The sequence below is a fragment of the Bacillus sp. 95MFCvi2.1 genome (genome assembly GCF_000374965.1).
In the GTDB taxonomy this organism is placed as follows: Bacteria; Bacillota; Bacilli; order Bacillales; family Bacillaceae_G; genus Bacillus_A; species Bacillus_A pseudomycoides.
This window is the reverse complement of the sequence record NZ_KB895695.1, coordinates 1-12,659: the sequence shown is the minus strand read 5'-3', so window position 1 is coordinate 12,659 and position 12,659 is coordinate 1. Positions and strand designations below refer to the sequence as shown.

Here is a 12,659-nt window from a genome sequence, read left to right as displayed (position 1 = left end):
TCAAAATAATCACGAAACCTAAATTTATAGGGAATCTTTAAAATTTGAAACTCAAAACAAATAATATTGTTTCATTATTTCGTGGGCATTTTGTGGGTACTTTTGTGGGCACCTATTAATCAAAAAAACAAAAGAGCACAGCGTGTATATAAAGTGCTACCAACACTCTATATACCGTCCGCCTAATCACACTAGGCAAACACTTGCTGTACTCTTACGAACTATTCTACAGTACGTAAGAGCTCCTTAGCAACAGTTTGCTTACACACGGCATTCTGTTGCTTTTTTGTTTATACAAAGGGGCCTATATAATGAAGAAACGTATCGATGTTATCGCAAATGAAGTATCCTTCCACAACTTATCATCCTTCACAGATGTGGAAGAACTAAATAAAACTGTACGTACATACCGTGACAATATCCATATGTCTATTAAGCGTACTGACGTACAATCTAAACTAATTACATTACTTGAAATTTTAAAACGCCACAGCTGCAAATATGTAGGCGTTAGTTTCCTATGTAAAAATAGAATCGCTGAAAAAATGGAAGTTTCATATAAAACTGTACAACGTTTAATGAAGAAACTTGTGGATTTAGAGATGATTAAGCAAGTTTCTATGAAGCGTAAAAAAGATATGCTTCAAACTTCTAATGCTATTATCATTCAACCAATTGTGGAAGAAGTGTCCGACAAGGTAGTGGTAAAAAGTCCTACAAAGTGTCCTACCATTAAAACAACCCCTGTTTCCTTAAAACAAAATATAAAAGATAAAAACAAACGTAATAGTAATGTAAATATCACTACACCTGAAGAAAAAATTAAAGAAGCTGATTTTGTTGCCCATTGGGTACCAGAACGTTTTATTTCTCTAGTTAGCTCTTTCTATTCTGAATCTAAAACAATTCAAGAACTGTGGAAGGTCGTAAGACAGTGTAATAAAACTACTAACTTCTCTACAGGTGATAAAGCATTTACTAAAGACCAGGAGCTTACTATAGGCTTAAAAGCTATTAAAGAGTTTGTTATGAAAATTAAATCCGGAGCAACAATGAATAAGGGTAAATTCGCTTACTTCAACGGTATTGTAAATAACTTAATGGATAAGTTCTACTTTGATAGTGAGTTTATGGGAGCATAAAAAAAGCCCCCAAACACTAAATGTTCGGGGGCGAATAAGGGTAAATTTGGAAGGAAAACATGCAGAGAGGGATTCTCTACAACCGTAATACATTTTTTCATATTGTTAAAACACTCAAAATTTCTCTTAAGGATGGAAAATCTTTATATCTTATTTATATAATTTATGCTATGGTACAATATGTTAATTAATTACAATACTTTCTAAAAGGAGGATACATAATGAAAGCAAAGAAACTAGTAAGTTTAGCACTTCCAATCATGTTACTAGGGGGTTGCGGAACAGACAATATAGAGAAGAAAGCAGACACAAAGGTAGCAAAGATAGAAGTAAAAGAAGAAGACAAGGAAAAGTTATCGAACGAAGCATACCCTTCTCGTATGTCAAACTTACATTATGAGTTAAAGTTGAAGATGGAAGAACTAACTGAAGTATCAAAAGGAAAAGACAAGGATGTAAAAGAGCAAAACAAGAAAATCTTAAAAAGTGCAGATGAGTTACAAGAAATATATGTTAAGTTTTACAAGATAGACCCACCAAAAGAGTTTGAAGAACAACACAAATCTGTTTTAAAAGCAATAGACTGTTATAAAGAAGCGATTGACACACAATTAAGTCTAGCAAAAAGTGGTTCTGTAACAAAGAATAAGACGGAGCAATTAAAAGACTTAATGTACAAAGGTAATGACTACTTAGAAAAAGGTATGAAACCAATTGAGGAAGCTGTAGAACATACCAAAAGACCTGACGCTATCCCTTTATCAAAAGACGGTAAAGAAATAGTAGGTGAATGGGGTAGTTATGTTGGTGATAAATTCACTAAAGGAACAGAGTTCCGTCAAGATGGTACATACACTATATTTGATGATGTAGACAACACACCTTATGAGAACTCACATATGGATGGAAAATGGTCTTACAATGGAGACACGAGAGAAATGACATTGACAATAGACGAATATGTAAAAGACGGCAAAAAGGCTGAACCTGGTGAAATGAAACAATCTATGACCTATAAAATGGAGAACTTTACTGATACGGGATACAAGATGGTAGGAGACGATGGTAGCGTGATGCGTCAAGTAAAACGTAGGTAATAGTCAATAACAGTATTCAAACAAAGGAGTTTTACATATGGGACGAAAAATACTAGTGTTCGTAATCATAGTTCCTGCTCTCTTTTTCGCTCTTGCAGGGGCAATAGCTAGTTTAGGAACTGGGGAAACATCGGTAGTGGCTAGAGTAATGTCCATAGCAGTACCTATTCTTCTACTAACATGGATAATAAAGAGATACACGAATAAGAAAAAGAAGTCTAACAACATTGCAGTAAGCGAAAGGGTATTTGAGACAGACGAAGAAGGTAGACTAACGAGTAAAACAGATTACGTTTTAAAAGTACAAAACATATCTATGGTTTGGGTACAAGCACAAAATAAATTCAGTGAGTTAGAAAAGAAAGACCCTACATTCCTTAACACACACGATGAATTACAGCAAGTAGTAAGTGAAATGAAGTCAGCAAACAAGAAATTAAGAGAAATTAAACCACCAGTAGAGTACGATAACTTGCAATCAGAGTTATCTCAATCTCTATATACTTTTGATAAAGGTCTAGACATAATGGTAGAGGGGTTTACAACATTAGATGAAACAAAGATTAATAAGTCAGGTGAACTGATTGATGAAGGTAGTGACGGTCTTATGGAGTCACTTGGAGTTATTTTAAGCTTAACAAAATCGTAAAACGAATAATAAGAAACCAAACAAAGGGGTATATAACAATGAAACGTAAACTATTAGCAGTAGCATTACCAATTATGTTAGTAGCAGGGGTAGGTTGTTCAAAAGACGCTTCTGAAAGTAAAACTGACAGTCTAGAAGTAGCGGAGACTGATAATCAAGAAGTATCAAATAGTAAAGCAGAAAAAGAGTACAAGTCAAAATTAAACTCTTTAATGAAAGATATAACTAAAGAGTCACTAGTATTAAAAGAAGTCATAACTAGTGATAAATCAATAAAAGAAAAAGAAGAAGAGTATAGAGAGAAGTCTAAGGCTTTATTGGAAATAACTGATAAAGTAATTGAGTTAGACCCAGGTAAGAAGTATAACGACGTACAAAATACGGTAAAAGACGCTATGTATGAGTTAAAAGGTGGAATAAGTTCAACGAAAAACGGCTTAATCATGAAAGATAAGGGTGTCGTACAGCAAGGTGCAGACTCGTTTACGAAAGCATCTGATTTACTATTAGAAGCAGATAAAAAGATGAAAAACATAAAGTAGTAACAAGGGGGACTACGTCAATGAAACGTAAAATATTAGCAGTTGCATTACCAATTACTCTAGCTTTAGGGGTAGGTTGCAGTAAAGACAATGTAGAAGAAAAGAAGACTGATAGTTTACAAGTAGTAGTAGATTATTAAACTTCTATACTTGACTTAAGTAAAGCGTTAGAAAGCAAATTATCTACAGAAGAATTAAAAGAGTTATTTATGAATGCTAAAGTTTAATACATAGTAAAAAAGCCGACTCAATTAAGAGCCGGTTTCTTTTATGTTAACGTACGTTTACGTATGCATCACTAGCTGTAATGTAGTACGTATTCCCTTTCGAATTGTGTACTTTGTATTGTGGTGATCCATTGACATTTACTTTTTCATCGATTGTAAACCCTAGTCCTGCATCTAAAGTACCAGCCACGTCTTTATCATGCCAAGATGGAGAATTATAGAAACGTAGGTCATTTACTTTGGATACAACGCGTTTTCCTACAATTGGATTAACTGGCTCTTTCTTCTCAAACTTGATGTAAGAAGGATTGTTATATACCCACTGATTTCCTCCAAGATTTAACCAACCATCTTTTTCTCCCCACACTTGGTATGATTCTGGTTTATTTAACTGACGAATAACAGAGTAACTTGCACCTGCCCCTTTACGAAGAAAAACCCTCAACACGTTATGTGTCAAGGGTTTAAGCCTCTTAGTAAAGAGACATATATTGATCGCGTTCCCATTGGTGAACTTGCGTGCGGAACATATCCCACTCAATTTCTTTCGCTTCGATGAAGTGCTCAAGTAAATGTTCACCTAATGCACCACATACAATTTCGTTAGATTGTAGTGTAACTAACGCTTGTGCTAATGTTGCTGGTAAGTCAACGATACCTGCTTCTTCACGTTCTTCTTTAGTCATTACATAGATGTTACGATCCACTGCAGCTGGCGGAGTTAATTTATTTTTAATTCCGTCAAGACCTGCTGCTAATAATGTTGCCATTACTAAATATGGGTTTGCAGCTGGGTCAACACTACGTACTTCTACACGTGTACTGATACCGCGAGATGCTGGAATACGCACTAATGGACTACGGTTTTGTGCAGACCATGCTACGTAACAAGGCGCTTCATATCCAGGTACTAAACGTTTGTAAGAGTTTACAGTTGGGTTAGCTACCGCTGTAAATGCCGGGGCATGTTTTAAAATACCTGCGATAAAGTGACGCGCATCATCACTTAATTGTAATTCACCATTTTGATCGTAGAATACGTTTTCTCCATTTTTGAATAGAGATAAGTTACAGTGCATACCAGAACCGTTCACTCCGAATAATGGTTTCGGCATAAATGTTGCGTGTAAACCGTGTTTACGAGCGATTGTTTTTACAACAAGTTTGAATGTTTGAATGTCATCACATGAACGAAGTGCATTCGCATATTTAAAATCAATTTCGTGCTGTCCTGGTGCAACTTCATGGTGAGATGCTTCAATTTCAAAACCCATTTCTTCAAGTTCAAGAACGATATCACGACGACAGTTTTCCCCTAGATCCATCGGCGCAAGGTCGAAGTATCCACCGTTATCGTTTAGTTCTAATGTTGGATTTCCTTTTTCATCAACTTTGAATAAGAAGAACTCCGGTTCTGGTCCAAGGTTGAATTCTGTAAATCCTAGTGCTTCCATTTCTTTTAACATACGTTTTAAATTGTTACGTGGGTCACCTTCAAATGGAGTGCCATCAGCATTGTAGATATCGCAGATTAAACGAGCTACTTTACCTTTTTCAGCAGTCCAAGGGAATACTACCCAAGTATCTAAGTCTGGATATAAGTACATGTCAGACTCTTCAATACGAACAAATCCTTCAATTGAAGATCCATCAAACATCATTTTGTTATCTAGAGCTTTCGTTAACTGACTAACTGGAATCTCTACGTTTTTAATAATCCCTAAAAGATCCGTAAATTGTAGACGGATATATTTTACATTCTCTTCTTTCGCTAAACGAAAAATATCTTCTTTTGTGTACTTTGCCATTATATATTCCTCCTTAGTCCCTCTAAACACCTTCAGAATCAGTAATCTTTAGTGAAAAAACCTTGAAATATCACCTTGCCGTAATGAAGTTCGATTGAATCTACCTGTATGTTGCAATTCATCTCGAAGAATTTTACGAAGCTCGGATTTTGAAATTTCTTTCGTTTCTTCTTTTACTTTCACTGCTTCTGTTTGATTTTCTTTCATTTGTAACACTTGTTTAATACCAGCCATATTTAAGCCTTGATCTAACAAATCTTTAATTTCTAACAACTTATCTACATCATTAAATGAAAACAATCTACGATTTCCCTTTGTACGGGTTGGGAAAATTAAATTGTGCTCTTCATAGTAGCGAATTTGACGAGCAGATAATTGTGTTAAATCCATTACAATACCAATAGGAAACAGCGGGGCAGAACGTCTATCTTCTTTCATTGTTTCAGTTCCTCCTTCGCCTTAACTGTTTCTCATTTTATATCATGTTATGTTTGATGTCAACAGATGTCAGCTCTTCTAACATGGTTTTTTTATAAATGTTTTCATTCTTTTTTAAAATGGCATAAATACCTTCTTCTATACAAAAAAGCTGCCGAAATCGACAGCTTTCCCTTACGAAATTGTTAATAGATTTTTTTCAATTAACGCATCGATCGCAGAACAAATCGCAATCTTCACGTGAGAATAAGTTAATCCACCTTGCACATAGGCAACATACGGAGGACGAATTGGACCATCTGCTGATAGCTCAATACTTGCACCTTGAATAAACGTACCTGCAGCCATAATGACATCATCTTCATAACCTGGCATATAGCTTGGATACGGTGTAAAGTGAGAATTAATTGGAGATGCGTATTGAATTGCTTGGCAAAATGCAATCATACGCTCTTTGTCATCAAATTGAACAGACTGAATTAAATCTGTTCTTGCAGCATTCCAAGTTGGTGATGTATTCATTCCTAACTTTTCTAAAAATGCAGCTGTAAAGACCGCCCCTTTTAACGCTTGACCAGCAACATGAGGAGCTAAGAAGAAACCTTGATACATTTCTTGTAAGCTATATAAAGATGCCCCTGCTTCCGCTCCAATACCTGGAGATGTTAAACGATATGCACAAGCTTCTACATATTGTTCTTTCCCAACAATGTAGCCACCTGTTTTTACAATTCCACCACCCGGGTTTTTAATTAGAGACCCTGCCATTAAATCTGCCCCGACATGGCACGGTTCTAACTCTTCAACAAATTCTCCGTAGCAGTTATCTACAAATACAACAACATCTGATTTAATCTCTTTTACAAAAGAAATCATCTCTTTAATTTCTGCAATTGTAAATGACGGACGAGTCGCATACCCTTTTGAACGCTGAATACCAATCATTTTCGTATTTCCCTGAATAGCTGCTTCTACAGCTTTAAAGTCAACGCGTCCTTCCGCCGTTAACGGTACAGCATTATAACCAATGTTATATTCTTTAAAAGAACCAACACCTTTCCCGCGCACACCAACAATCTCTTCTAATGTGTCATATGGCTTCCCTGTTATATATAATAATTCGTCACCAGGGCGCAAAATACCAAATAAAGCTGTTGAAATCGCATGTGTACCTGAAATAATTTGCGGACGAACAAGCCCTGCTTCTGCTCCAAATACATCAGCATACACCTTTTCTAATGTATCACGACCGATGTCATCATAGCCATAACCTGTTGTTGGAATAAAGTGTGAATCACTAATTTTATGTTTACGAAAACTTTCTAATACACGGAATTGATTACTTTCAATTATTGTATCAATACGTTTATGTACACCGGTAATTTGTTCTTCTACTTCTTTTACAATAGGAGCAATTCTTTCTCCATTTTTCAAACGATCAAACATTTTTATTCTCTTCTCCTTTTTCCACTAAAAATCTCTTTAACTGTCCATTCAGCGGTGAATGAGCAAATATATAACCTGTACACTCATACAAGAATCCATCTTCTTTAAATTCCATCCCAGTTAATACCGTTTCTGTTTTTAAAAGCGTTAATAATCTACCTTCACTCGGAGGAATCATGACCTTATACGATTCCATCTCTTCCATCATCTTCGTTTCTACCGATTCTTTCAAGCTTAATAGATCCGTTTCTTCAAAAGCACTTGTCATAAGAAAATCATTTTTTGGAAACGGAATAAAATTCTGATGTAATCTATCCTTCTTATTGTAAACCGTAATAATCGGAATGTGGTCAATTTCAAGGTCTTGTAGTAATTTTTTCACCGTCTGTTCATGACCTACATAATTTGGATCTGCAGAATCAACGACATGTAAAATCACATCCGCTTCCCTCGCTTCTTCCAGTGTAGAGCGAAACGCAGCAACCAATGATGTTGGTAAATCTTGAATAAACCCCACCGTATCAGTTAATAGCACCGTATATCCACACGGCAATTGCATTTTTCTTGTTGTTGGATCTAACGTCGCAAACAGCAAATTTTCTTCAAATGTATCTGCTTCTGTTAATCTGTTAAATAACGTCGATTTCCCAGCATTTGTATACCCAATTAACGAAACTTGAAATACTTGATTATCCTTTCGGCGCTCACGATATCTTTTCCGGTGCTCCACAACAATCGCTAACTGCTTCTTAATCTCATCAATACGAGAGCGAATGTGACGACGATCTGTTTCTAGCTTCGTTTCACCAGGACCTCTCGTACCAATCCCGCCTCCAAGACGTGATAGCGCTAGCCCTTGCCCCATAAGACGTGGCATCGTGTATTGTAGCTGAGCTAATTCCACTTGAAGCTTACCTTCTCTTGATTTCGCACGCTGAGCAAAAATATCCAATATTAGTTGCGTTCGATCGATTACTCTCGCATCTAACATAGCTGATAAATTGCGAATTTGGCTCGGTGTTAATTCATTATTAAATATAATAACAGCTGGTTCTAATTCTTCCGTCAGCGCTGCAAGTTCTTCTAATTTCCCCTTACCTATGTAAGTAGCAGGGTGAAATTTCGGACGTTTTTGCGTTGTAGATACCAAAACTTCTGCACGTGCCGTCTTCGCTAGCGATGCGAGTTCTTTCATGGAATGCATAAACCGTTCATCATCATCTTGCGGCAATTGACAGCCAACTAATATGACTTTTTCTTTTTCTTCCATCAAATATGTTCACTCACCCTTTTCGAAAATTAAACCTTCTAATATAATAGCAGAGGAAGCACATTTCATCTAGTTAGCGAGGGAGAAAATTCATGGCATGGGAGATTTTTAGCATCATCGGTACAATTGCCTTCGCACTCAGCGGAGCTATTGTCGCAATGGAAGAAGATTACGATATTTTCGGGGTATATATTTTAGGGATGGCAACTGCCTTTGGAGGAGGTGCCCTTCGTAATTTATTAATCGGTTATCCAATCGGCGCTTTTTGGCAACAAGACATGTTATTTCAAATTGCACTTTTATCAATGACGATTATCTTTCTATTTCCAAATAAATTAATTAAACATTGGAAAAGATGGGAGAACATCACAGATGCTATCGGCTTATCAGCATTCGCTGTACAAGGAGCACTTTATGCACAAAAGCTCAACTTACCTATTAGCGCTACAATTGTTGCAGCTGTTTTAACAGGGATTGGCGGTGGTATCATTCGTGATTTATTAGCACGCCGCAAACCTCTCGTCCTTCGCGCAGAAGTATATGCATTTTGGACGATTTTAGCAGGATTTTTAATTGGTGCCAAGATTATTGTCAGTGACTGGGCTCTATACACCTTATTTATTTTTATTGTTTGCTTCCGCATGATTTCCATTCATTACAAATGGCATTTACCGCACAGACGCTTAGAGAATAAAGAGCGTTCCTTGCATAAATAGTAAATTCACCTCTTTACATGACGTAAAGAGGTTTTTCTTTTCCAACGTTTTTTTCTGTTCAGAGTGTCCATACTAAACTTTAAAGCGAGGTGAACATAATGACAAACCACGTAAACAAAGGCGCTCAAAAAAGCTCAGTCAACCAAATTAGCTTCGACCCAAAATCCGCCCATGAAAAAAGCAAAAAGATGGAGCGATATCATAGGGCATATCAACAAAAAGCTAAAGAAGAATAGAGGTGATAAAGAATGGCAAAAGGAAACAACAACCGCAATCGCGGACAAAGTAGTAGCGTTAATCCACAAGGACTTGCATCAGATGTAGCTGATACAAGTCCAAAAAGCAAATTAGAACAACGAGCAAAAACAAAAAATACAAAATAGAATACGATGCATTACGTTTCTCTTCCATAATAAAGTAAACGCACAGTTTATGAACTGTGCGTCTCTTCTTCAAGCGTTAAATCACTACTTGATATCCCAATTAAATCATACTTATCATATGCATCCTCTTGCAATAAGCGCATTGCCTGTGTACGAATGGATTTCTCAACAATATTCCGGACATAGCGTCCATTACTAAATGATGTAATTTGTGATGAATATTTCACCGCATGTAAATGATCACGGAATTTCCATTCCGCCTCTTTTGATAATTGATATTCTCGTTCATCATACATTCTCTTCCCAATTTCAAGCAACTGATTCACTGTATAATCCGCAAACTCAATAATAAATGGAAAACGCGATTGCAAACCTGGATTTAAAGAAAGGAAATGATTCATCTCTCTTGAATATCCCGCTAAAATCAAAACAAATCCATGTTGCTTATCTTCCATATGTTTGACAAGCGTATCAATCGCTTCTTTTCCAAAATCTTTCTCTCCACCACGCGCTAGCGAATATGCTTCATCAATGAACAATATTCCACCCATGGCTTTTTTAATTAAATCTCTTGTTTTTTGTGCTGTATGCCCAATATATTCTCCCACAAGATCCGCGCGTTCCGCTTCGACTAAATGCCCTTTTGATAAAATGTTCATCTCAAATAATAATTTCCCAATCATTCTTGCGACAGTTGTTTTCCCCGTTCCTGGATTTCCTTTAAATAACATATGAAGCACTTGCTTTTCTGACTTTAAGCCAATTTCTTGCCTTTTCTTATTTACATAAATCCATGCATAAATTTCTTTTATGATTTTTTTTATATCTTCCATTCCAACAAGTTTACCCATTTCTTCTTCAATCCGCTGCAGCATCTCATGCTTCGTAGACGTTTCACTTGAAATTACCGATTTCTTTTCTGGAGCAGGTACTGAAATTTTTTTTCGGTGATTTAACACAATATTAATTTGATTATTATTTTTCTTTCGCATCGATTGTTCCATACAATCACCTCTTTTTATCGACTCACCAAAAAATATCATTAATTTTTCCACTTCCCATACAAATAACTGTTTTCAGAAAAATTTGTTATAATATAAGAAAAAAACAGGGTGGTGGGAATATGGAAACAAAGGAAATTCATGATACGGTACAAGCTTTTTCTTCCTTTTTATTAAATAAAGGAAGAAAACCTTCAACCATTAAACGTTACGTCTATGATATTGAAGATTTTGGGCATTGGTTAGAAAGAAATAAAAAACTTTCCTCTAGTAATATATGGGCTACACTTTGTACAAAAGACTATGAAGATTATTTTTCCGACTTAAAAAAGAAACGGCATTACTCTGAAAAAACAATGCACCGTGTTTTTATTGTCTTAAATAGACTATATCAGTTTTTAAACCTCCCAAACCCATTAAAGGACATGAAACTCGTCATCCAACCTAATCGCGCGTTACGTGATGAAGATTTCATTTCAAAAGAGGACGAAAAACGCTTAAAACATACTCTGACTTCATTAGAAGGGTTATCAGAGAAACAACGCCCTGTACGTCCATTACTAATGGATCGTAATATTTCTATTGTAAATTTACTCATTGACTACGGCTTATCCCTACAAGAACTTGTATCATTAAATATGCATCACGTTCATTTTGAAACGAATACAATTTCCATTCCAGCAGTAGCAGGTGTTGAAAGAACCATTAATTTAACTCACGACGACAAACAACAACTATATAACTATTATAAAAAAATCCCTGAACCAGTTCGTCCCAAATACCATAGTGATGACCCGCTATTTGTGGCATTCGATTTCAACCGTAACACATATCGGTGGGTGTACGAAAATGATGCTCCAAAAGCACTAACAGAAATAGCCGTCCAAAAAATGATTCGTCTTGAGGTGGCACGGGCAAATTTACGGAAAGGCATTTCCGGCCAACACTTTCGAAATACATTTATTTTACGGTTAATTAAACAGCACATCCCAGAGCAAGAAATCATGAAACGCGTTGGTTTCAAATCAAAAATTTCATTAAAAAGGTATTATCAATATGCAAAACAAAAAGAAAACGCCTTATAAATGGGCGTTTTTACTATTTTTCACATAAACTGCCCGTTTCCCTATTCCTTTTTATCTTTAACTTGCATCTACTATGATAGGTTTTTCACCATCTCAATTAGAAAGGAGCATTTTAATGTCTTATTTTAATGATAACCAAAAAAAGATTTCAAAACCGTATTTTCCAACACAACCTCATCGTATTCCGACAGTCCATTATACCCCTATTCCTAAATTATACGCGAATCTTTTTTCCGATACTTTAAGTGACCTAACTAATATTATTCCAGCTGTATTTTCCAATCCAACAGAATCTAACACAAAAGAACTTATAACCTTATTAGAAATAATAAAGGGGTTCCTGGAACGTTTAAACTTAACGCTTACACAGCGAGAAGCTGGCATTGCAATTGTCGAAAATTTAATTACTATTTTGGATAATCAACCTTTTGTAGCAAATGCAACATATATTGAATTACAAAATCTACTCAACTTTTCACTGTATATCACTAAATTATTTAGAATCAATCATCTTGTGTTCCAAAAAATCATCATGCAAATAGAAAATTTACAAATTACTTTACTACAAATTGCGTCAATTGAAATGACTGGACCTCAAGGCGAACAAGGATCTCAAGGTGAACAAGGGTTTCAGGGCGAACAGGGACCTCAGGGCGAACAGGGACCTCAGGGCGAACAGGGACCTCAGGGCGAACCAGGACCTCAAGGCGAACCAGGACCTCAAGGCGAACCAGGACCTCAAGGCGAGCAAGGACTTCACGGCGAACAAGGACTTCACGGCGAACAAGGTATTCAAGGCGAGCAAGGGCCTCAAGGCGAGCAAGGACCTCAGGGCGAACAAGGGCCTCAAGGCGA

13 protein-coding genes and 1 pseudogene are annotated in these 12,659 nt (G+C 36.3%); 8 read left to right on the top strand and 6 right to left on the bottom strand.

The genetic code is table 11. From position 1 onward, the window contains the following. The first annotated feature begins 311 nt into the window (after positions 1-311). The 4 genes from C568_RS0110240 to C568_RS0110225 all read left to right on the top strand — a co-directional run bounded on the left by C568_RS0110240 (position 312) and on the right by C568_RS0110225 (position 3,430). Positions 312-1,142 (top strand): hypothetical protein, encoded by an 831-nt coding sequence (locus C568_RS0110240; protein ID WP_018781437.1) that lies wholly within the window; start codon positions 312-314, stop codon positions 1,140-1,142. Between the two features lie 221 nt (positions 1,143-1,363). Then, complete coding sequence (locus C568_RS0110235) at positions 1,364-2,239, top strand: DUF7018 domain-containing (lipo)protein (protein ID WP_003205210.1); 876 nt, start codon at positions 1,364-1,366, stop codon at positions 2,237-2,239. Positions 2,240-2,276: 37 nt separating this feature from the next. After that, positions 2,277-2,888, top strand: a complete 612-nt coding sequence (locus C568_RS0110230) for a DUF7018 domain-containing (lipo)protein (protein WP_018781436.1) — start codon at positions 2,277-2,279, stop codon at positions 2,886-2,888. 38 nt (positions 2,889-2,926) lie between these two features. Beyond that, the gene (locus C568_RS0110225; protein WP_003205215.1) at positions 2,927-3,430 is read left to right on the top strand and encodes a DUF7018 domain-containing (lipo)protein; all 504 of its coding nucleotides are present in this window, start codon (positions 2,927-2,929) and stop codon (positions 3,428-3,430) included. A gap of 273 nt (positions 3,431-3,703) precedes the next feature. Here the strand turns inward: C568_RS0110225 and C568_RS36095 are convergent. From C568_RS36095 to hflX, 5 genes and pseudogenes are all read right to left on the bottom strand, one after another. Next, positions 3,704-4,096 (bottom strand): annotated as a pseudogene (locus C568_RS36095) (N-acetylmuramoyl-L-alanine amidase); the annotation flags it as partial. A 34-nt stretch (positions 4,097-4,130) separates the two neighbouring features. Then, entirely contained in the window at positions 4,131-5,465 is a 1,335-nt protein-coding gene (gene glnA / locus C568_RS0110210) for a type I glutamate--ammonia ligase (RefSeq protein WP_003203448.1), read from the bottom strand. Between the two features lie 48 nt (positions 5,466-5,513). Continuing rightward, entirely contained in the window at positions 5,514-5,903 is a 390-nt protein-coding gene (gene glnR / locus C568_RS0110205) for a transcriptional repressor GlnR (protein ID WP_002014475.1), read from the bottom strand. A 174-nt stretch (positions 5,904-6,077) separates the two neighbouring features. Further along, on the bottom strand, positions 6,078-7,349 hold the full coding sequence (locus C568_RS0110200; RefSeq protein ID WP_018781433.1) for a methionine gamma-lyase family protein: 1,272 nt from the start codon (positions 7,347-7,349) through the stop codon (positions 6,078-6,080). Beyond that, positions 7,342-8,619, bottom strand: a complete 1,278-nt coding sequence (hflX, locus tag C568_RS0110195; RefSeq protein WP_006095585.1) for a GTPase HflX — start codon at positions 8,617-8,619, stop codon at positions 7,342-7,344. Before hflX ends, C568_RS0110200 begins: the two co-directional genes overlap by 8 nt. Before the next feature lie 92 nt (positions 8,620-8,711). Here hflX and C568_RS0110190 point away from each other — a divergent pair, with 92 nt between their 5' ends. Further along, a complete protein-coding gene (locus C568_RS0110190) occupies positions 8,712-9,335 on the top strand; it encodes a trimeric intracellular cation channel family protein (RefSeq protein ID WP_003203441.1) in 624 nt (207 codons plus the stop codon). Positions 9,336-9,583: 248 nt separating this feature from the next. After that, positions 9,584-9,718, top strand: coding sequence for a hypothetical protein (locus C568_RS36090; protein ID WP_001051869.1), 135 nt, complete (start codon positions 9,584-9,586; stop codon positions 9,716-9,718). A gap of 47 nt (positions 9,719-9,765) precedes the next feature. On the opposite strand, the gene spoVK is transcribed toward C568_RS36090, so the two are convergent. After that, positions 9,766-10,722 carry a stage V sporulation protein K gene (gene spoVK / locus C568_RS0110175; protein WP_018765230.1) on the bottom strand — a complete coding sequence of 319 codons (957 nt, stop codon included), beginning with the start codon at positions 10,720-10,722 and terminating at the stop codon, positions 9,766-9,768. Between the two features lie 119 nt (positions 10,723-10,841). Here spoVK and C568_RS0110170 point away from each other — a divergent pair, with 119 nt between their 5' ends. Both C568_RS0110170 and C568_RS0110165 read left to right on the top strand, forming a co-directional pair. Continuing rightward, a complete protein-coding gene (locus C568_RS0110170) occupies positions 10,842-11,804 on the top strand; it encodes a tyrosine-type recombinase/integrase (protein WP_003203435.1) in 963 nt (320 codons plus the stop codon). Between the two features lie 115 nt (positions 11,805-11,919). Next, a partial coding sequence (locus C568_RS0110165) for a collagen-like repeat preface domain-containing protein (RefSeq protein WP_018781432.1) occupies positions 11,920-12,659 on the top strand: 740 nt, incomplete at its 3' end.